We start from the raw sequence: 19,877 nt of genomic DNA on the forward strand, positions 1-19,877 counted from the left end.
TGTGTTGATTTCCAGTGGTTATACGGACTTTTCTTCTCCTTTCCTACAACTGCTGTTCCATTCACCACAAATGAGCCGCAGTCATATGTATTAGGTGGGAGAAACCACCCTCTACATAGTAACTCTTGGTTGGTAATGGAATTGCTTTCTCCGTCCAGAGCGTCGTCCTGGCTCAAGCGGCAGTATAAAGCGGTGATTTTCTCTGGCTGCTGGTTCATTTGCTTCTCCTTTCTGTTCAGGCAGCCAAGTAAACGGTTGCCCTTATTATAACGCTCCGATTGGCTTTTTGCAGCTATCTTTCCGGTTCTTTCTCTTTCAAATTTTTTTCCATCAGCCGCTTCAGCTTCTTCACGATCCCTTCCGAGCCTTTTTCCGCAAAGTGGGGAATGACCGTATAGACGGTATTCCCCTCAAAGAAAGGATAGCTGCTGCCGCCAAGGTCAAAATAAAACGCCCCATCCTTGAAGTGCTTTTCCATCCGTTCCCCTACTGCGGGGTCAAAGTCTTTCAGCAGCTCATACAGCTTTTGGTCATCAATCATTGGCGCTCCTCCTTTCTTTAGCTGGCAGATTCAGGGTGATCACAGCCGGTCTGCCAAGCCCCTGTTTCCGGCGGAAGATCAAACCGCAGGATTCCAGTTCATGAAACACCCGTGTTGCCACCTGCCTGCTTCGGCGAAGTTTCGCTTTGGCGTCCTCCACAGTAAAGTACAGACGGATAGTCCCATCTGCTTCGATGTATCCTTTCTTCCTGGAAATCCCCGCCCGGTCTAAAAGCAGGGCGTACAGCACCTTGGCGTCATTGGATAAATCCAGGGGGATAAGGAATCGTGGGAAAATGATATAAGACGAAATATCGGTATCTGTTTTGTATGGAATCATAAATTCTCCTTCCTATCCATTCATCGCTATGATAGATAGATTGATATTGACCATTTTGTATTTAACTCTTTTTTATTAACTACCGTCTAAATCCGGGCTGTCTGACAGGCGGGAAAGCCACGGACTGAAAAACAGGATATGGGCGCTCCAGAGCGTCAGCTTTGCCATGTTCTGAAAAACCAATCCTGGATATTCCCGTTTAGGTCAGGAGCCTGTGCGGACAATTAGAAGCTCGTTCTGGGCGGGCATAAGGATTTATCCCTCTATCCCGTTGACCGGTGCTTGCAAAGCCCGCAGAATCAAGCCTTTTTCGTCTCTAATTGTCCGCAGGCAGCCCGCCTTTTCCGGTCACTGGCTGTTTTCTGCCTGCGGTGAACGATAGCGGCGCAGGACTTGCAGTATTTTGCCCGGTTGGAACCGGGAAGAAAGGATTGTCCGCAGACAGCGCACCGTTTATGTTCTTTCCGATGAAGCAAAGCAGTCACCAGAGGTTCATCCAAAGGCAGGACAGCGGCACGGAACCAGTTGCACAGCAGAGAGTAGGAAATGCTTTGCACGCAAACGCATTCTTCTCCATCGTCAAGGGCAAGGCAGTTCCCGCTCTCATAGTTGCAGCACTGATGGACTAGCTTTCTAGCTCTGCGGTATTGGGAGTAGGTCATCACGGGGATTTTCTCTTTGATTTCTATCACCTCCTTTTGGACGGTCAAAACACACCCTTCTATTTATCCGTACATTTTGACAGCAAAATGACACCCCCTTTTGAAAATAAATTTGAGATAGCTCAAAATCCCTCTCATATATCCGTATATTTTCGAGGGAATTATTGCGTGGACAAACACAAAAATACCCTTCTAATAGTCATTTCATTTTGAGGGGATTTTTACGGGGGGTTCAGCAGAAAAATTTAAAAATACCTCTCTATTAGTCGTGACATTTTTAAGGGTGTTTTTATAGGTGTTTTCGCAAAAAAAATACCACCATGGCCGTTTCAAGCCATGATGGCATTCCTCAGATTTCAAATTTATAGCCGACGCGGCAGATAATAAAACTGGAAGAAATAAAGACTTTACGCCAGCTTCCAATTCTGGCTCTCCGTCTGTAGCTTCACCATTCGGGCATATAAGCCGTTTTGCTTCAACAATGTTTCCGGTGCGCCTTCTTCGGCCACAGTTCCTTCAGAAAGCACCACGATTTTGTCTGCTCCGGCTACGGTGCGCATCCGGTGGGCAATCACCAGCACCGTCTTATCTGCGATCAGGCGGGAAAGGGCGGTTTGAATCAGGGTTTCATTCTCTACATCCAGCGAAGCGGTAGCCTCATCCAAAAGAATGATCGGCGCGTTTTTCAGAAAGGCCCGCGCGATGGAAATCCGCTGCCGTTCACCGCCGGAAAGCTCGCAGCCGTTTTCCCCGATGTTGGTATGCCAGCCATCCGGCAGCTTTTCGGCAAATTCATCTACATTAGCAAGCCGTGCTGCCGCTAACACCTGCTCATCAGTAGCGTCTTTATTCCCAATTCGTATATTCTCCAGAATGGTATTGTCAAACAGGGTAACGTCCTGAAATACAATGGAGAACAGGGAAAGCAGCGTCTCCGGGTCAATTTTGGAAATATCCATGCCTCCCACGGTGATCTTTCCCCGGCTCACATCCCAAAATCTTGCAGCCAACCGGGAAACCGTTGTTTTGCCGCCGCCAGAGGGCCCTACCAAGGCCGTGACTTCGCCCTGTTTTGCGGTAAAGGAAACATCTTTCAATACGGTTTCTCCTGTGTTATAGGCAAAGCCTACATGGTCGAAGGTAATGTCATAGCCTTTGTTGGAAAGTCTGTTTTCTCCCTGCTGAATCGGATGATCGAGGATTTCATTCATGCGGGCGATATTAGTGCGGGTGCTGATAACCGCCGCCAGATTTTGCAACGCCCCTTGCAGCGGATCGTAGAGCCGTGAAACAACCAGCAGGAACAGGAAGAAGGTCAGCACATCGAGACTGCCTGCTATCAGCAGAACCGAGCCTGCCAGCGCAACGGTGGCAATTCCCAGCTTTAATATGAGTGAAGCGGATACCACAAAGGCCGCCAACCCAAACTCATTGAGAATGGAACGATGTTCCACGGCGCGGATTTTCTTTTCCAAGCCTTTCAGGTATTCTGCTTCGGCGTTGTTGGCTTTTAAGTCGCGCACAGTTTCAATGCACTCTTGAATCCCGTCGGCGCAGGCCATCTTTACATCCATCGCTTTCTGATTGAGCCGTTCCTGCACCTTTGCGGAGAAGCCTACAATAGCAAAGGCAACCGGCAATACCCACAGCGCCGCTAATGCCATGCGCCAATCGAATACAAAAAGGCTAATGGAAATTAAGACCGTAGAAATAATGGAGCCTGCCAGTTCGGGAATGAAGTGGGAAAAACTCTGCTCCAAAAAGGTGCAGTCGGCCATGATGGTGCTGGTGAGATCCGCCAAATCCTTTTTTCCAAAGAAGGACAAGGGAATTTTCCGCAGCCGTTCGGCCAGCGTAATCCTCCGCACTCCGCTTTCCGTATAGGTGGCAAAATACGTGGCGTTGTACTGAAAGTAAGTGGTAAGCAGGATCAGACCGATACACACCGCGCAGCCGATGATATAAAAGATAATTTTTTCACCGGGTACGCCGCCGTTCATCAGATCGGCCACTAAAAAATATAAAAGCCCAACGGGAAACATAAAGGAAAGATTCTGGAGGACGCAGGCAAGGCAGCCTTTTACCAGATCCTTCGCCCCCTGCTCGGAAAGGGCATACCGTTTTTGCAGCCGTTTTATCATGTTATTGTACCTCCTTTGCAACCTTCCATTGAACAGAAGTTTGATAGTCCTGCCACATGCGGCTGAATACGCCGCCTTTTTTCAACAGCTCACGGCTTTTGCCGCTCTCTGTGATCTGCCCGTCCTCAATGATATAGATTTGGTCTGCGCCAGCCACGGTAGAGAGCCGATGGGCGATCATAATCACCGTTTTCCCCTGTGACAGCTTGGAAAAGGCTGCCTGTACGCGGGATTCATTATCCGGGTCGGCAAAGGCGGTGGCCTCGTCTAAAATTACGACAGGCGCATTTTTCAGCATCACGCGGGCGATGGCAATCCGCTGTTGTTCGCCGCCGGAAAGGTACACACCTTTTGTCCCGATCTCGGTGTCTGCGCCCCTCGGCAGCTTTTCCAGAATATCGTCGCACTGGGCATTATGGAGCGCGGCCATAATTTCTTCGCGGGTCGCGTTAGGCTTTCCCATGCGCACATTTTCCAAAATTGAGGCTTTGATTAGGCGGCTGTTCTGGAATACAAAAGAAACGGTATTCATAAGTTCCTCTTTGGCGATGTTCTTCACATTCACGCCGCCAATTTTCACCTGCCCGCCTTGCGGGTCAAAAAACCGGCAGATCAGATTGGCAAGCGTGGTCTTGCCACCGCCAGAAGGTCCCACAAAAGCTACCGTCTGCCCTGCGGGAATTGAAAGGGAAATATCCTTGATGACCTCGTTTTTTCCATCATAACTGAAATGAACATGGTTAAGCTGTACCGAAGCGTCCTCTGGGTGTTCCGGCTGTTTTGGTTCTGCAAGCGGCTTAAGATTCAATACGCTGTCGATTCTCTGCAAGGCATCGTCTACAATCATGGCGTTTTCGCTCTGGAACATGATGCGGGTGAGGGTAACGGAGATAATGGGCGTAATGATGATATAGAACATGAGATCCAGCAGGAAATCCTTGGTAACGCCGCCTTGGGTAAAAATCAGCGCACCGGCAATCAGCGCGGCAAAGACGCCGTTGATGGCTGCCGTATAGAACATCATGGGTGCTCGAAGCTGCTTGGTATAGGCAATCACCCACACCTTATACCTATCAATGGAATCCTTGAATTTTTTGAAGGAGAATATGGTCTGCCCGAAGGTTTTTACAACGGGAATCCCCCGTACATACTCTACCGCTTCATTGGACATATCATCGAGAGCGTTTTGGTATTCTTTCATTTTTTCCTGCATTTTCTTTCCGGTCATCGTCATCATAATCAGAAAGCCCAGCACTACCGGCACAAGGCTCAAAAGTCCCAGCCGCCAGTCGAACACCAGTAGCAGAACCAAAAGGCCGCATGGCGTCGCAATGGCATTGGCACGGTCGGGAAGCTGATGCGCCAGATAGGTTTCGGTGGCGGCGCTGGATTCATTGACGATCTTGCGCAGCCTGCCGCTGCCGAATTGCTCTGCAAACCCCAGCGGCAGCTTTACAATATGCTCAATCGTTTGTAGGCGCAGGTTGGTGGCAATGCGGAACGCCCCTTTGTGGGAACACATCAGAGCGCCTATGTAGACCAACACCGCGATCACTGCGAACAGCACCGCCATCCAGCCGTTACGGGTCAGGTTTTGCGCATGGCTGAAATCCGGCGCAACTGCCAACACTTCCTGCATGACCTTCCAGATATAGTAGAAAGGCACTAACGCTATGAGGGCGCTGATGGCCGAAAGCACCCAGGAAGCGTAAGTCAGGTATTTGTGGTTGCCTGCAATCTGTAGCAGGCGTGACAGATTGGATTGTTTTTTCAAAGAAGATTCCTCCTTTTCTTTATTTCATCTATGATAAAGAGAACACAAGCGCGTCCTTCTTATATCCGTATAAGTTAGTTATCGCTAACCTATGAGCAAAAATTACAGGGCATTACTGCCCCATAATTTTCATCCATCCGGCTGTATAGAAAGCCCGCATTTCCTTCACATAATTTTCTGCGTTTTGAAGCGGCATCTCGTGAATCACCAATTCAAAAAAGGTGTGGAACATGCCGGTAATCAGGATATGCTCCAGCGCGGGGTCAATCTGGGGAGAAGGCCGCCCAAGCTCCTGCAAGACTTCTTGATAGGCATGGGTTGCCGCTGCCTCAATTTCCACCATTTCATCAATAAGGCCGGAAAATTTTGTCCCTTCCGAGCAGCAGAGGATGAGCTTACATTCCTCAAGATGTTCATAAGCGTAGTGGAGCATATCAAACATGCAAGCGCCGGAAATGTCTCCCATAACCTCCGGCTGCTGCTCGTGGGGGAGATCGGCAAATTCCTTCTGCGCTTTTTGAAAACAGCCAAGCAGGTACGCATAATGCTCGCCTACCAAAGCCTCGAACAATTCTTCTTTGCTTTTGTAATAGCCATAAAAGGCTCCGGTAGTCATTCCCACGGATTTCACAATATTCCGCAAGGAAGCGTCTTTGTACCCTTTTTCTAAAAACTCTGCTTTTGCGGCCTGGTGGATACGTTCTAAGGTTGTCAGATTGCCGTCTATTTTCTTCATCTCCTTATAACGCTGTTATATATCACTGTTATATTTTATCTCGAGAGGCGGGTTCTGTCAAGAGGGAAATTACCCATAGAAGCATTTCAGAGACATTAGAGATAAAACAAGGTGAGGCAGCGTTTATACACTTCCTCACCTTTCTATTTTTCTTCAAACTTATAGCCGATACCGTAGACGCTTTTTACATAGTCCGGCAGATCAGGGGAAACCCTCAATTTTCTCCGTAGATTGCTTACATGGTTGTTTACCGCTTTCCGTGAATAGTAAGTATAATCTTCTTTCCATACCAGATCCATAAGCATTTCATAGGTGAATACTCGTTTTGGATTTAAGATAAGCAAGGAGAAGATTTCAAATTCTTTGACTGTCAGAGGAATCACATTGCCTTGCACCATCACAAGGCGTTGCTCTAAACAGAAATATAAATCACCTTCCCGGATTTCTGTTAATGGCTGATCCACCTGTAATGGAGTAAAATACTGGCCTCGAAAGTGCGTTGTATATGGAAGATCAGCCGGAATATCGCCAGCCTCATAGTCACGAACAAATTGAGCCAACTCCTTCTTTTGATTCGGGGAAAGCAGGGAAAGCAGTTTTTTGCCTATTTGTCTGCCAGAATCCTCTAAATCCAACACGGCTAATTTCCCATATCACCACCACCTAACCGTCATCAAATGCTTTCTTTAATTTTTGAAACGATTCTGAACTAACTGCGTGTTCAATGCCGCAAGCATCCTGCTCTGCGGTTTCGGGATCCACGCCAGCCAATATAAGTTGCTTTGTGAAAAACAGGTGCTTTTCGTAAATCTGTTCGGCAATCTGCAATCCTAGTTCCGTTAGGGAAAGTGTACCGTCAGCATTTTTAACAAGATGGCCGGATTTTATGAGTTCCTTGACTGCCCGGCTTACGGAAGGCTTTTTTACCCCCAACTGCTCTGCGACATCTACGCATCGAACATAACCGTGCTGCTGTTTTATCATTAAGATAGCCTCCAGATAATCCTCCATCGCTGGTGTCAAAGCCATTGGCACACCTCCCTTCCAGAACATTCTTCGTGTTCACTACCGTTATTTCGCCTTTGACATAATTGCAACTATACACCCGACAAACGCAAGCACAGATCCTGATGAAAGATCGATCCCTCCGGTAATAATGACATACGTCATACCCAGAGCTATAATTCCCGTCATCGATATCTGCGTAATAATATTGAGAAGGTTTGTCACCGAGAAAAACACATCACTTGTCAGCCCGAAAAAAATAATCAGTATTACCAGAAAAATCCATTTGACCAGGCTTGCCCATGCAATTTTTGATTTTTTTACCGTTTCCATCTCTTTCCTCCTGTTATCTAAAAGAGCAATTCCATCGCTCCATATATTCCGGATTTGTCTCCCAGCTTACTTTTTAAAAAACAGACCGGATACGAATCTTTGTTTAACTCATTAAATTTTTCTTTCAGCTGTTCCAGCATCTGCTCCTGCGCCTGTATCATCCCGCCATTGAATACAAAACAATTGATATTCAGCATCTCATACATGTTGTACAGCCAGACCGCAAGATATTCCAGCATCTGTTCCTTCACACGGACGGCAACCGGATCCTGCATATCCGCCGCTTTAAATATATGTTCCATCGAGATATTCTCTACAGACCCGGCCAGTTCCGGCAAAATCGATTTTTCTCCGGCCTGGATGACCCGCTTTGCACGCATGGCCGCCATTTTCCCCGACGCATAAGAATTGAAGCATCCCCGGTTTTCACAGCCACATAAGATTTCATCCCGGCAGCCCACATCAGCGATCATGTGTCCGCTTTCCCCCGCCCAGCCATAACTTCCTCGGAATAGTTTTCTGTCAATAATGATGCTCGAACCGATCCCCGTGCTGATCAGACAATAGACCATATGTTCAAATTCTCTGCCCGCTCCCCTCCGTATTTCCGCAAGGGCCGCAGCATTTCCGTCATTGTCGATAGATAAGGCAATACCTTGTCCCAGTTTTTCCATCAGATAATCCCTGACCGGAAAATCATGGAGTTCCGGCAGGCTTCCGGTCTTGATGATCCATCCTTTTTTATAATCAAGAAAGGAGGGCAGCCCTATTCCGATCCCGTTTATGTTCTCAATCCTGTATCCGCATCCTTTCAGAAATTCTTCCATATCATGGAGAAGCTTATCAAAAAAACTCTTTGCTTTCAGTTTTCTATCTGTCGGACTCCTGAAGGTATGTATCAATGTTTTGTTCCTGTCAAACAGCCCATAGGCAATTTTTGTTCCCCCTATATCTATTCCGATATACATAATGCACTTCCTTTTTAATTGCCGTTCCTGCACAATTCTTGAACTACAGGATCGGAACTTCTGATCCCTTTCTCTTTCAGACTCCGGATCACATCTGAAAACTGCGGCAGGAACTTCTCGTGGGCAACCAGTAATTCATCCAGGACCTGTCTCCCATCTCTTCCGTTTTTTACCAGCGGATTGATACAGAACGCCTGGAGCGCCATTCCATAATCTCCTGTCAAAGCTGCCGCGATCACGCATTGCTCCATTGCTTTCATAGATTTCAACATTGCTTCACATGCCGGGTTCAGTATATCGCAGGGAAGCGGTTCTGCCCCCTCTGAGGAAATAATGCACGACATTTCCCCCACACTAGACTCTCCCAGAACCGGGACCGCGCCATGGTTCACCGTATTTACCACAAGATGTATTTTTTTATCATTAAAGATCGCGCTGATGCATTCGCACGCAGTATCACTGTAGTATGCCCCGCCGCGCTTTTTCAGTAGTTCCGGCATGGTGTCCAGTCCTGGGTCCCTGTAGAGTTCTATAAGCTGCTCCTCTACTTTAAGCATCTGTTCTGCCCGAGTCTGTCTTCCCGCAAATTCCTGGATACTGTGGGCAACCATCTCTTCCGTCTGGAAATAATATCTGTGATATCCGCACGGAACAGCATCCATACTCTTTATCAGATCGAGATCAAAGGGAGCGCCGTAAATATTGACTGGTGTTCCCCCGTCCCTGTCATTTACAAATCCGATTACTTTCTCCGTAAGATCGTTCCCCTCTTTGTCCCAGACCTTATGCCAGTGAAAGTGATTGATGCCCGCAAACCGGTAGGTCAGTTCAGCAGGATCGATCCCCAGTTTTACAGGTTCTTCCATCATTGCGATCGTAGGCACATTGCACAGGCCGATGCATTTATCCCACCCAAAATACCGGATGATCACTTCTGTCAGTATCCCGCTCGGATTTGTAAAATTGATCAGCCAGGCGTCCGGGCATAACTCTTTCATATCCTCTATGATCTCCCGTACCACAGGTATCGTCCGGAATGCATTAAAGATTTCCGCCGCACCGTTCGTCTCCTGTCCGAGCATTCTGTGGAGCAGAGGGATACGCTCGTCCTTTATCCTCGCATATAACCGTCCTACCCGAAACTGAGAGACCACTACGTCCGCATCCGGAAGCGCTTCCCGTCTGTCAAGCGTCGCATAGATCTTTACATTTTTCCCTGCTCTTCTCCACATACGGACAGCCAGATTTTTGATGACTTCCATCTTCTCTCTGCCTTCTTCTATATCTACAAGCCAGATTTCTTTGACTGGCAGTTCGTCATATCGCACAATCAGCCCATTCATAAATTCCGGAGTATAACTGCTCCCAGCTCCGATGATCACGATCTTCATAAAATCCCTCCAACTCTTTGTTTGTTTAGTGATTAAATAAAGTGTAGCAAAAAAAGACTTTGTTGTCAATACCCAATTATTTCCTGGATATATAATGCTGCCGCTCCGACCACTCCTGCATCATCCGCCAACTCAGACAGAACAAACTCCGTATTTTTTCCCGACTCATACATACACAGCCGGACCGCCTCTTCTTTCAGCGGTTTGAGGATAAAGTCCCCCAGCTTTGACATACTGCCCCCAAAAATCACAAGATCCGGGTTCAGGATATTGACCGCATAGGAAACCGCTCGTCCTATATATGTACCGATCTTTGACAGCACTGAGATCGTAAGCTCATCCCCGCTTTCTGCAGCTTCCAGCACTCCTTCTATATCAAGAGAGTCTTTCTTTGTCTTTAACAGAGTATCTCTGCCTTTTTCAATCTCCTCACGTAGCTGATTCAGCATACTGTATTCTGTGGCAACAGTATCAAGGCACCCCTTCTTTCCGCACACACATTTTCTTCCGTTCTCCTGTACTCTGACATGCCCGATCTCCCCGGCTGCAAATCCGCTTCCCCGGTAAATCTCACCATCGATTAAAATTCCGGAACCGATTCCTTGTCCGATATTAAGAAACAGACAGTTTTTCGCCGTCCTTGCAGCTCCGAACCATCTTTCTCCTACAGCCATAGCATTAGCATCGTTGTCCAGATGCACCTCGAACCCTGTATTTTCTTCCAGATAGGCCTTCAGATCAAAGTTTACCAGCGTCCTGCTCGCCGGGACAAAAAGCGAAATACATCTGTTCAGATCGATGATTCCACACATGCCGACTCCAATTCCTAAAATCACCCTGTTCTGATTCTTTTTTATCACCTTTTCTATACATGTCAGCACATCAAGTTCATAATGCCCGTTTGGATTGGAAAACTCCTGAGCACAGCTTTGCAGCACTACTCCTGCCAAATTCACAAGTCCGCAGCTCACTGATGTTTTATGTACGTCTACTCCGATGATCGCTGTTTTTTCCTTATCGATCGTCAGAAGTACCGGCCGACGGCCCCCATTTGATTCGCCTGTCCCGATTTCCCGGACAAGGCCTTTCTCCATGAGTTCTGCTATATTGCTGGATACTGTGGCAGATGTCAGCTTTAATATTTTTGCGATATCCGCCCTTGAAATAGGTTCATGCTCTCTTATTACTTTCAGGATCGCTGTCTGATTTATCTGTTTGATCAACTGTTTTGTTCCAACCTGATATTCCATATAAGCCGACTTCCCCTCTTCGCTCGTATTTTTCATAATTACTAAAATTATACACTGCTGTTGGAAATATTGCAAAGCTTTCATCGCTTTTCCTAAATCAATATTCTGCCGGATATATTGGCAAATGCACTGACACTTTTGCACCAGCTGTTTGACTTATTTTTTGAATTTATATTTCCCTTTTCCGTGGCCGGATACTGGTTCAATAATATCTGCCTGAACTAAATTTGAAAGAAGTTTGGAAGTCCCTGAGCTTTTCAGCCCAAGAAGCTCCATAACTGCACTTCTTCCAAATATTTCATCAAACCCAAACTTCTCAAAGAGTCTATGGATATGAGCAGTCGTTTTTACTGCAAAACTTCTTCCTCTTGTAGAGAGTATGCTTTCAATATCCACTTTATCGCTTTCAATATCCACTTTTTCATCTTCAATGTCCACTTTTGCTTCATTTAAAATTCCACTTATGTGGAGATTTCGATTATGAAGCTCATTTTTTTTGTTCAAAAGCAGATTCCTGAGAAATATTTCAAGATATTCTGTTGTTTCGTAAATACCTTTTTGCAGGTTCGTGTAGTTTGCGCGCACAAGTGCATTTCTGAAATACCACGCATTTTCCGCAAAAATATCATTGGTTGCAGAGAAACCAAGTGTCCTCAAATATTTAATGAAAAACACTGCGGTTGTTCTCGTATTGCCTTCGCCAAAGATATGGATCTGCCATAACCTTGAAATGAATACTGCAAGATGATGAATGATCTCATCCATTGAAAGACCTTTATAGCTAAAGTTTTTCTCCTGCGAAAAATCATATTCAAGCGTTGCTTTCAGCTCTAAAGCACTGCCATACACAACAGTTGCCCCATCCAACACCCATTCTTTTTTTGTAATGTTATAATCTCTGATTTTTCCGGCTTCTTTGTAAATTCCCTGAAAGAGTCTGCGATGGATAGAGATATACTCATTCGGAGAAAATGAGAACGCTGTTTCAGAAAGAATTTCTGCAATACGGGAAGAAACCTTATCTGCTTCTTCGGTACGCTCATCATCTGGCAAATGCACGGGTCTTTCTTCATAGTAGCTGTTAATAAGCATCTGTGCTTCTTTCATCGTAATTTTGCCTTCAATGTTCTGAATGGCAGTATCTATCAAATATTTAGATGGCCTGAGTCCGTCCACCGCCTGAAGTCCGATTGCTGTACTCCAGGCATAGCCCCTATAAGCTTTATCTGGTTCAGACTCCCTCAAATATCCTTTAAACGGGTCTTGTTCCATATCCACTACCTCACTTCATGGTCTTTCAATCAGTCTGATATCTTCATTATAAGCAAATCCACATCCCCTGTCTATCTTGATCACCTTGAGTTTCCGCAGTTCTGTCCACAGAACTCCCAATCAGACCTGCTGATTACCCACAACTTTCAAAAATGCATAACTCTTATCTTTCCCATGTAAAAGCAGATGTTTCCGTTTGAAAACTTCTGTGTACGGAAAAAGTACATTTCAGCTATTACCGGCTGGCAAAAGGGATCTGCGGTATACTCTCAAATCTAACTGGAAGTTCAGCTTTTTCCGAAAAATAGAACACGCCGAAAACCTGATCACTTATCAAAGTTTTCGGCGCATTTCCCGTCGCTAAGAGGATTCGAACCTCCGACCTACCGCTTAGGAGGCGGTCGCTCTATCCTGCTGAGCTATAGCGACATATATCATTGCTACGTCCGTTTCGACGCAGTTAATAATATATCACGTTTTCTCTGATTTCTCAACCTTTTTCTAAATTTGTATCAGAAATTAATATATCCCTGAAGCCAGACAGTCGCCTTGAATCTTCTCCCGATCTCCGGCTCTCCCATTACTTCTGCCGCAGGAACACACACATCGAACTGCAGCTCATTTACATTCAGCTTCATCTGATAAAGCTCCACCCCGGTGGATATATTTTTCCGCTTTCTCACAGCCAGTATCTCACCCATGATCGAATACAGATCACATTCTACGCCATAGGGCATAAAATAAGTGTCCACGATGGAAAATACGTCCTCTCTGGCCAGCCGCCGGGATACCTGGGAATAGATATCAATGTCATCCAGCGTCAGCGTTTCTATCGCTGTCTGATCTCCATTCCGGGCTGCATTTAAGAGCATCTTCCTGTTGTCCGAGGCTTCCTGCTCACTTTTTTGTTTCTGTTCGTCTTTTATCACGGGCAGCAGAACCGTACCTGAAAGAGCCAATCCGGCCAGCGTAACAGATGTAGTTACTTCCGCTGATACAAATCCCGCCTGGCGCTCTCTCATATATTCAATTCCGTTCTGCAAAGTGAAGATCAGGCTGATACCGATCCTGGAATCTTCGCACATCCCTACATACTGTTCCTTCTCTATCCGCCGTTCTACAGCGATCTCCGCGTAGGTACTGATGCCGCTTCCAAGAAAGTATGGAAAATAGTAGGACGGCTCAAAGTTTTCATATTCGTCGAGTTCACCGCAAATTGCCACTCCGATACATTGTCCGTACTCTTTCCTTATCTCACAGAAATCCTCGCCGGGCTTGTAGGAGACTATGGTCTGATGGCCGTACTCTGCCCGGACTTCCTCCATGATCTCTTTCAGGTCTTTTCTTGTGCGGACATTATCAAACCCGACTGCTTTCAAATATTGATGCATTTTTTTATTCCTTTGGAATCAATTTTTCATTTCCGCCCATATATGGTCTCAGAACTTCCGGAATCCTGACAGATCCGTCCGCCTGCAGATTATTTTCAAGAAAAGCAATAAGCATTCTCGGCGGCGCGACCACTGTGTTGTTTAATGTATGTGCAAAATAGCTCCCTTTTTCGCCTTTAATGCGGATTCCCAGTCTTCTCGCCTGAGCATCCCCGAGGTTGGAACAGCTTCCCACCTCAAAATATTTCTTTTGGCGGGGTGACCACGCTTCCACATCGCAGGATTTCACTTTCAGGTCTGCCAGATCTCCGGAGCAGCACTCCAGCGTCCGTACCGGGATATCCATGGAGCGGAACAGGTCTACTGTATTCTGCCATAATTTATCATACCAGTGCATACTCTCTTCCGGTTTACAGACAACGATCATCTCCTGTTTTTCAAACTGATGTATCCGATATACCCCACGTTCTTCAATTCCATGGGCTCCTTTTTCTTTTCTGAAACACGGAGAATAGCTGGTCAGTGTCTGCGGCAGCTGATCCTCTGTGAGCTGCGTATTGATAAACTTCCCGATCATGGAATGCTCGCTGGTCCCGATGAGGTAAAGGTCTTCTCCCTCGATTTTATACATCATGGCGTCCATTTCAGCAAAACTCATGACACCTGTCACTACGTTGCTTCGGATCATAAAAGGCGGAACACAGTATGTGAACCCTCTGTTTATCATAAAATCCCGGGCATAGGAGATCACCGCAGAGTGGAGTCTTGCAATATCTCCCATAAGATAATAAAATCCGTTTCCGGCAACCCGTCTTGCGCTGTCGAGATCGATCCCGTTAAATGATTCCATAATATCTGTATGGTATGGAATCTCAAAGTCGGGAACCACCGGTTCTCCAAAGCGCTCGATCTCTACATTTTCACTGTCATCTTTTCCGATTGGAACAGAAGGATCGATAATATTCGGGATCGTCATCATGATCTTCCGGATCTTTTCTTCTACATCTTTCTCTTCTGCGGAAAGTTCATCGATCCGTCCGGCGCTTTCTGCCACTTTTTTCTTCAGAGCTTCTGCTTCTTCAAGTTTTTTCTGTGCCATCATGGCGCCGATCTGCTTAGAAGCCTTATTTTTTTCTGATCTCAGCGCTTCTACTTCCTGTTTGATGTCACGGTTTCTCCGGTCAAGCTCTATTACTTCATCTACTAACGGAAGCTTCTCGTCCTGAAATTTATTTTTAATATTCTGTTTTACGATGTCCGGATTCGTTCTTACAAATTTAATATCTAACACGTTTATTCCCTCTCTTCCTTTTCTTTATCTTTCTGTTCTTTTTCTATCTCGTTCTTTTTTTTGACGGAAGGACGTTCTTCCTTCATATCCTTTATATCGTACTCTTCCTGATAGATCGTCTTTTCGAGACACTGTCGTTCTTCTTCCGACAATTCGATATAACTCTCACCTTTTATAATTTCTTTTATATAAGTATAACAGCCCTCTCTGCTGTGCATTGCGTTAAATATCCATCCGTTGTTATTACTATCCAACATGGTCAGTACAAAGCTGAGTGTGCCTCCCATTTCCTGAAACGCGTCATATTTTACTATACCTGCTTTCTGATAATGGCCTTCCATCTGACGGAATATTTCCTGAATCTGCGCTTTATTCTGATCTACCTGTTGTGAAATTTCCTCCAGCTGCTCAAATTTCTTAAAAATGCTTTTTTCCAGGTCCTTACCGTTTTTCCCGCGCATAAATGTTGAATAACTTCTTAGCAGACGTTTATATTTATAATTCAACATGGAATATATGATGATCAGCGCGATCAGCAAAATAAAGACAACAACAAATAAGTAAAAGGGATCTACTCCCATACTTTCAAGTATTCCGTTCATTTGTACTGCATCTCCTTTTAATTATATATCCCCATTCCGAGTAAAGTGCCGCTTTCTCAGATTCCATTCTCCCTGTATATTAGTTTCTGTTAAGCCCATCCTGTTCCCTTACACTTATTACTTTGTCTGGATAGACAGAATCAACTCATAGATTCTCTCCAGTTCTTCCTCTGAATAATATTCTATCTCTATTTTTCCTTTTCCATTCGCTCTGGGCGTAACACTTACTTTTGTTCCAATAACATTTTTCATATGCTCTTCCAGATTTTCATATACGAACGTATGTTCTGTTTTGGGCTTCTGGATTTCTTTTTTAGGATTTTTCAGTGCCTTCACCAGTTTTTCTGTCTCACGAACGCTGAGTTTTTCATCAAATATCCTGTTTGCAAGAAGGTACTGTTGTTCCTCATCATCTATGGCCAGGAGTGCTCTTGCGTGTCCAGTACTGATCATATCATCTACAATCATTTGCTGTACACGTGTACTGAGCTTTAAAAGTCTCATTGAATTGGTAACAGCTGTTCTGCTTTTTGATACTCTTTCCGCCACTTCATCCTGTTTAAGATTAAATTCTTCGAGCAGTCTTTTATAGGCCATGGCCTCTTCGATCGGATTAAGATTTTCTCTCTGGATATTTTCTATCAGTGAAATTTCAACTATTTCCTGATTTGTATACTCCTTTACAATTACAGGGACCTCTTTAAGCCCCGCGATCTTAGCCGCCCTCCATCTTCTCTCTCCTGCTATGATCTCATAATAGTCTTTTTTCTTTTGAACAAGAAGGGGCTGAAGAATACCAAATTGTTTGATCGAGTCAGCAAGCTCCATCAGAGCATCTTCATCAAATTCTTTTCTTGGCTGTTCTCTGTTCGGCTCTACTTCGTTTATTTTAACAAGCATTTCACCGGAGCTGTTGATAGTCTCTTCCTTTTTGATTTTCGTTCCGCTTCCCGCAGATGTTCCTCCAGTTTTATTTGGAATAAGACTGTCCAGTCCTTTACCTAATCCATTTCGTTTAACCGCCATATTAATCCTCTCCTTTATGAATAACTTCTTCTGCCAACATCATATAACTTTCTGCGCCCGTCGATTTAGGATCATAAAGATTGATAGGCATACCATAGCTTGGAGCTTCCGCCAATCTTATATTTCTGGGAATAATCGTCTTATAAATATTCTGATTTAAGTTATCCTTTACATTTTCCACTACCTGAAGAGAAAGATTTGTTCTTGCGTCATACATAGTAAAAACAACTCCTTCTATTTCCAGACCCGGATTTAGTCTTTCCTGGACAAGCTCAATTGTATGGATCAATTGACTGAGTCCTTCCAGAGCGTAATATTCGCATTGAATAGGAACAATTACTGAATCGGCGGTTGTCATGGCATTTATTGTAAGCATACTCAAGGCCGGAGGACAATCAATTACGATGAAGTCATAATTTTCTCTTATCTTTTTTACTTCTCCTTGTAATATATACTCCTTATTGTCAATTCCTATCAATTCAATCTCTGCTGCTGACAGATTAATGTTTGAGGGAAGAACATCCAGATTTTCCAGTGCATCTTTATATATACACTCATCTATGCCGGCGTTACCTATAATAAGATCATATACTGTTTTCTCTACACTCTCTTTGTCCACACCAAGCCCACTTGTCATATTACCCTGCGGATCCATGTCAAGGGCAAGGACCTTTTTATCCATACTTGCCAATGCTGCCGAAAGATTAATAGCCGTTGTAGTCTTTCCTACTCCACCTTTTTGATTGGCAATAGCAATTATTCTCCCCATTTTTTCCTCCTTGTAAATATTCCCAGCTGATACTTTTTCATTATAGCACCTTTCTATTTATTAATCTATAAAATGTTTCACGTGAAACAAAAATTTAATGTTTCACGTGAAACATTTACATAAATAATTTAAAACCGGAACCTTCTTAATATTGCTGTCGTTCCTTGAATTAGATAATTCTGTGTAGTATAATCAAATAAAAGAATGAAAGCAGGTGATATAATGGGTTGGAAAAAGAAACTTGGGTTTATAACAGCTTGCGCTGGAATTACCACAGCAACAATGCATGTAATAAACAGAGTTTTTTCTTATATAGCAACAGCAGACGATCTTCTTCAGGAAGATTCTTTTCAATTCTACGACTGGAGATTTGGGCAAATTGCGTATAAAAAAACAGGTAATGGTGCTCCCGTACTTCTAATTCATGACTTTAGCGTATGGTCATCATCATATGAATGGGAAAATATCCGGACAGAACTTTCTAAAACTAATACCATATATACAATTGACCTGCTGGGATGCGGGTGCTCTGAACGTCCAATTTTCACTTACACGAATTTTTTATATGTACAATTAATTACTGATTTTATTAAACATATAATTGGAGAAAAAACCGACATAATTGTTTCCGGAAATTCGTGTTCTTTCGTTTTGATGGCCTGCGCTAATGATGAATCAATCATAAACAGGGTAGTAATGATCAATCCTGATAACATGGTACATCTTGCGAAAATTCCTACTAAACGCACAAAATTAATAAAATATATACTGTTTACTCCTGTGATAGGCACTTTTATTTACAATATTAAGGTAAATAAGCGCACAATTTCACATGTTTTTGCGTCATCATATTTTTATAATCAAAATGAAATCAAGGAAAAAGATATTCTGGAGTGTTTTGAAGCTTCTCAACGCAACAAAGCTCGATCAAAATATTTATATGCCTGTCAAAAATCAAGATTTACAAACGCGAATATTATGTCCTGTCTGAAAAAACTTAATAACAGCATTTTTATTGTTTCCGGGAATTCTAATCCAGAAAATCTACTAACAGCGAGTCAATATCAAAATCAACTTCCGTCCATTGAGATCGTAAGCATCAATAATACAAAACAGATGCCTCACGTAGAAAAGCCTGACGAATTTCTTGAACAGATAAAAATATTATTTTCGACAGATGAGTAAATCTGAATTTGTTGGAGTGATCCAGGAAATACCGGGGAGAATAGTTAAAGCGTAGGGTATAAAAAGCTGATATCGAAAAATGTATTCTGCGGCGGCAGAAAGAGCTCTTCCAGCCACGGATCTTTGGCATATATTTTCTGATTTTCTTAAAAGCAGACCATATCGTCGATAACGTTCCGCTTTCTCAATCACTTCTAAATCGCGAGATTGTTGAGACGGTAGGATAAGAAGCCGGGAAAGGAAAAGGTGTCCATCGAGGGCCGTGCAGCAACGCCGGCATTTGGGGCGCGTCCTTTGCGCCCTTATGTGCCGTTGCGTTGCAGCTCCGAGCGAAAGCGTGCCCGAGATGGATATCCTCTTCCTTCCCTGGCGGCCACATCCACCCTCAACAAACTCAGATTTCTATTTCAGAGGTTCTTTAGAGGGCATTCCAGCTTTTCTCGGATACCCATTAGGGGTATTTTTAATTTTTTCTATCTGTACCAAGGCACGTCCCATATCTGTACCGGGCAATTCAAATTTATCAATTTTTTTAATTTCTCCGCCCAGTATTTTTACAGCATTTTTTGATTCTTCTATTTCTTCTTCACAATTGCTGCTTTTATACGCCACAAAATTTCCACTTTTCTTTACAAATGGAAGACTGTATTCACTCAGAGTTGAAAGATTCGCAACGGCGCGTGACACACAAAGATCGAATTTTTCTCTGTATTCCAGCTTTTTGGCAAAATCTTCGGCCCTGCCATGTAAAGTGCTTACATTTTCAAGTTTTAACGTTTCCGTAACAGCGTTCAAAAATTTAATTCTTTTATTCAGAGAATCCAGAAGCACCAGTTTAATGTGGGGATAAACGATCTTTACAGGAATTCCCGGGAATCCGGCACCCGTTCCCACATCAATCATCCAGGATATTTTATTTAAGTCAAGGATCCTTGAGATCATAAGACTGTCCATAAAATGCTTGACCAGAGTTTCATGGCAATCAGTAATGGCTGTAAGATTCATAACCTTATTCCATTCAATCAACATTTCATAATAACAGTTAAAAGATTCAATCTGTGAAGAAGATAATGTGATATCTAAATATTCTGATATTATATTTTTAAAATAATTATATTCTGACATATTTTTCATTTTTTTGTATTTTTATTATAATATAATTGTTTTCTGATAACTTTGAAAAAAGGGGTCAGGTACCTT

Annotated in this window: 20 protein-coding genes, 1 tRNA gene and 1 pseudogene; 1 reads left to right on the plus strand and 21 read right to left on the minus strand. The window is 44.0% G+C overall.

The genetic code is table 11. The features are described 5' to 3' along the window. Positions 1 to 116: 116 nt before the first annotated feature. The 20 genes and pseudogenes from BQ7367_RS14990 to BQ7367_RS04280 all read right to left on the minus strand — a co-directional run. Positions 117 to 218 (minus strand): annotated as a pseudogene (locus BQ7367_RS14990) (recombinase family protein); the annotation flags it as partial. Positions 219 to 292: 74 nt separating this feature from the next. Beyond that, the gene (locus tag BQ7367_RS04190; protein WP_072524342.1) at positions 293 to 541 is read right to left on the minus strand and encodes a hypothetical protein; all 249 of its coding nucleotides are present in this window, start codon (positions 539 to 541) and stop codon (positions 293 to 295) included. After that, positions 534 to 881, minus strand: a complete 348-nt coding sequence (locus BQ7367_RS04195) for a replication initiator protein A (RefSeq protein WP_022789415.1) — start codon at positions 879 to 881, stop codon at positions 534 to 536. Before BQ7367_RS04195 ends, BQ7367_RS04190 begins: the two co-directional genes overlap by 8 nt. Before the next feature lie 299 nt (positions 882 to 1,180). Further along, complete coding sequence (locus BQ7367_RS04200; RefSeq protein WP_072526058.1) at positions 1,181 to 1,543, minus strand: cysteine-rich VLP domain-containing protein; 363 nt, start codon at positions 1,541 to 1,543, stop codon at positions 1,181 to 1,183. Positions 1,544 to 1,950: 407 nt separating this feature from the next. Next, positions 1,951 to 3,684 (minus strand): ABC transporter ATP-binding protein, encoded by a 1,734-nt coding sequence (locus tag BQ7367_RS04205; RefSeq protein WP_021658783.1) that lies wholly within the window; start codon positions 3,682 to 3,684, stop codon positions 1,951 to 1,953. A 1-nt stretch (position 3,685) separates the two neighbouring features. Beyond that, positions 3,686 to 5,458, minus strand: coding sequence for an ABC transporter ATP-binding protein (locus tag BQ7367_RS04210; protein WP_072524343.1), 1,773 nt, complete (start codon positions 5,456 to 5,458; stop codon positions 3,686 to 3,688). A gap of 112 nt (positions 5,459 to 5,570) precedes the next feature. Beyond that, on the minus strand, positions 5,571 to 6,194 hold the full coding sequence (locus BQ7367_RS04215; protein WP_072524344.1) for a TetR/AcrR family transcriptional regulator: 624 nt from the start codon (positions 6,192 to 6,194) through the stop codon (positions 5,571 to 5,573). A 143-nt stretch (positions 6,195 to 6,337) separates the two neighbouring features. Next, positions 6,338 to 6,829, minus strand: coding sequence for a winged helix-turn-helix domain-containing protein (locus BQ7367_RS14545; RefSeq protein ID WP_235837541.1), 492 nt, complete (start codon positions 6,827 to 6,829; stop codon positions 6,338 to 6,340). A 28-nt stretch (positions 6,830 to 6,857) separates the two neighbouring features. Further along, positions 6,858 to 7,223 (minus strand): metal-dependent transcriptional regulator, encoded by a 366-nt coding sequence (locus BQ7367_RS04225; protein ID WP_044992169.1) that lies wholly within the window; start codon positions 7,221 to 7,223, stop codon positions 6,858 to 6,860. Positions 7,224 to 7,265: 42 nt separating this feature from the next. Then, on the minus strand, positions 7,266 to 7,532 hold the full coding sequence (locus tag BQ7367_RS04230; RefSeq protein WP_072524345.1) for an ABC transporter permease: 267 nt from the start codon (positions 7,530 to 7,532) through the stop codon (positions 7,266 to 7,268). 17 nt (positions 7,533 to 7,549) lie between these two features. Next, the gene (locus tag BQ7367_RS04235; protein WP_072524346.1) at positions 7,550 to 8,500 is read right to left on the minus strand and encodes an ROK family protein; all 951 of its coding nucleotides are present in this window, start codon (positions 8,498 to 8,500) and stop codon (positions 7,550 to 7,552) included. 14 nt (positions 8,501 to 8,514) lie between these two features. Then, on the minus strand, positions 8,515 to 9,891 hold the full coding sequence (locus BQ7367_RS04240; RefSeq protein WP_072524347.1) for a 6-phospho-beta-glucosidase: 1,377 nt from the start codon (positions 9,889 to 9,891) through the stop codon (positions 8,515 to 8,517). Positions 9,892 to 9,956: 65 nt separating this feature from the next. Next, the gene (locus BQ7367_RS04245; protein ID WP_072524348.1) at positions 9,957 to 11,177 is read right to left on the minus strand and encodes an ROK family transcriptional regulator; all 1,221 of its coding nucleotides are present in this window, start codon (positions 11,175 to 11,177) and stop codon (positions 9,957 to 9,959) included. A gap of 120 nt (positions 11,178 to 11,297) precedes the next feature. Then, positions 11,298 to 12,413 (minus strand): Fic family protein, encoded by a 1,116-nt coding sequence (locus BQ7367_RS04250; protein ID WP_072524349.1) that lies wholly within the window; start codon positions 12,411 to 12,413, stop codon positions 11,298 to 11,300. 355 nt (positions 12,414 to 12,768) lie between these two features. Then, positions 12,769 to 12,842 (minus strand) — tRNA-Arg (locus tag BQ7367_RS04255). 83 nt (positions 12,843 to 12,925) lie between these two features. Next, entirely contained in the window at positions 12,926 to 13,804 is an 879-nt protein-coding gene (locus tag BQ7367_RS04260) for a DUF3881 family protein (protein WP_072524350.1), read from the minus strand. A gap of 4 nt (positions 13,805 to 13,808) precedes the next feature. Further along, positions 13,809 to 15,095 carry a serine--tRNA ligase gene (gene serS, locus BQ7367_RS04265; RefSeq protein WP_072524351.1) on the minus strand — a complete coding sequence of 429 codons (1,287 nt, stop codon included), beginning with the start codon at positions 15,093 to 15,095 and terminating at the stop codon, positions 13,809 to 13,811. A gap of 2 nt (positions 15,096 to 15,097) precedes the next feature. Further along, the gene (locus BQ7367_RS04270) at positions 15,098 to 15,697 is read right to left on the minus strand and encodes a DUF4446 family protein (RefSeq protein ID WP_072524352.1); all 600 of its coding nucleotides are present in this window, start codon (positions 15,695 to 15,697) and stop codon (positions 15,098 to 15,100) included. Between the two features lie 117 nt (positions 15,698 to 15,814). Continuing rightward, positions 15,815 to 16,723, minus strand: a complete 909-nt coding sequence (locus BQ7367_RS04275) for a ParB/RepB/Spo0J family partition protein (RefSeq protein WP_072524353.1) — start codon at positions 16,721 to 16,723, stop codon at positions 15,815 to 15,817. A 1-nt stretch (position 16,724) separates the two neighbouring features. Continuing rightward, positions 16,725 to 17,492, minus strand: a complete 768-nt coding sequence (locus BQ7367_RS04280) for a ParA family protein (RefSeq protein ID WP_072524354.1) — start codon at positions 17,490 to 17,492, stop codon at positions 16,725 to 16,727. Positions 17,493 to 17,714: 222 nt separating this feature from the next. On the opposite strand from BQ7367_RS04280, the gene BQ7367_RS04285 reads away from it, so the two are divergent. Continuing rightward, a complete protein-coding gene (locus tag BQ7367_RS04285) occupies positions 17,715 to 18,677 on the plus strand; it encodes an alpha/beta fold hydrolase (RefSeq protein WP_072524355.1) in 963 nt (320 codons plus the stop codon). 402 nt (positions 18,678 to 19,079) lie between these two features. On the opposite strand, the gene rsmG is transcribed toward BQ7367_RS04285, so the two are convergent. After that, the gene (gene rsmG, locus BQ7367_RS04290) at positions 19,080 to 19,802 is read right to left on the minus strand and encodes a 16S rRNA (guanine(527)-N(7))-methyltransferase RsmG (RefSeq protein ID WP_442855347.1); all 723 of its coding nucleotides are present in this window, start codon (positions 19,800 to 19,802) and stop codon (positions 19,080 to 19,082) included. Between the last annotated feature and the right edge of the window lie 75 nt (positions 19,803 to 19,877).

Origin of the sequence: Clostridium sp. Marseille-P3244 (genome assembly GCF_900120155.1) — a bacterium.
In the GTDB taxonomy this organism is placed as follows: domain Bacteria; phylum Bacillota; class Clostridia; order Lachnospirales; family Lachnospiraceae; genus Mediterraneibacter.

Bases quoted from the DNA above. Each gene is read 5' to 3' on its own strand.
- BQ7367_RS04285 (WP_072524355.1), top strand. From the start codon at position 17,715: ATGGGTTGGAAAAAGAAACTTGGGTTTATAACAGCTTGCGCTGGAATT.
- BQ7367_RS04205 (WP_021658783.1), bottom strand. From the start codon at position 3,684: ATGATAAAACGGCTGCAAAAACGGTATGCCCTTTCCGAGCAGGGGGCG.
- BQ7367_RS04275 (WP_072524353.1), bottom strand. From the start codon at position 16,723: ATGGCGGTTAAACGAAATGGATTAGGTAAAGGACTGGACAGTCTTATT.
- BQ7367_RS04225 (WP_044992169.1), bottom strand. From the start codon at position 7,223: ATGGCTTTGACACCAGCGATGGAGGATTATCTGGAGGCTATCTTAATG.
- BQ7367_RS04190 (WP_072524342.1), bottom strand. From the start codon at position 541: ATGATTGATGACCAAAAGCTGTATGAGCTGCTGAAAGACTTTGACCCC.
- BQ7367_RS04215 (WP_072524344.1), bottom strand. From the start codon at position 6,194: ATGAAGAAAATAGACGGCAATCTGACAACCTTAGAACGTATCCACCAG.
- BQ7367_RS04260 (WP_072524350.1), bottom strand. From the start codon at position 13,804: ATGCATCAATATTTGAAAGCAGTCGGGTTTGATAATGTCCGCACAAGA.
- BQ7367_RS04280 (WP_072524354.1), bottom strand. From the start codon at position 17,492: ATGGGGAGAATAATTGCTATTGCCAATCAAAAAGGTGGAGTAGGAAAG.
- BQ7367_RS04270 (WP_072524352.1), bottom strand. From the start codon at position 15,697: ATGAACGGAATACTTGAAAGTATGGGAGTAGATCCCTTTTACTTATTT.
- BQ7367_RS04200 (WP_072526058.1), bottom strand. From the start codon at position 1,543: ATGACCTACTCCCAATACCGCAGAGCTAGAAAGCTAGTCCATCAGTGC.
- BQ7367_RS04245 (WP_072524348.1), bottom strand. From the start codon at position 11,177: ATGAAAAATACGAGCGAAGAGGGGAAGTCGGCTTATATGGAATATCAG.
- rsmG (WP_442855347.1), bottom strand. From the start codon at position 19,802: ATGTCAGAATATAATTATTTTAAAAATATAATATCAGAATATTTAGAT.
- BQ7367_RS04230 (WP_072524345.1), bottom strand. From the start codon at position 7,532: ATGGAAACGGTAAAAAAATCAAAAATTGCATGGGCAAGCCTGGTCAAA.
- BQ7367_RS04235 (WP_072524346.1), bottom strand. From the start codon at position 8,500: ATGTATATCGGAATAGATATAGGGGGAACAAAAATTGCCTATGGGCTG.
- BQ7367_RS04250 (WP_072524349.1), bottom strand. From the start codon at position 12,413: ATGGAACAAGACCCGTTTAAAGGATATTTGAGGGAGTCTGAACCAGAT.
- BQ7367_RS04195 (WP_022789415.1), bottom strand. From the start codon at position 881: ATGATTCCATACAAAACAGATACCGATATTTCGTCTTATATCATTTTC.
- BQ7367_RS04240 (WP_072524347.1), bottom strand. From the start codon at position 9,891: ATGAAGATCGTGATCATCGGAGCTGGGAGCAGTTATACTCCGGAATTT.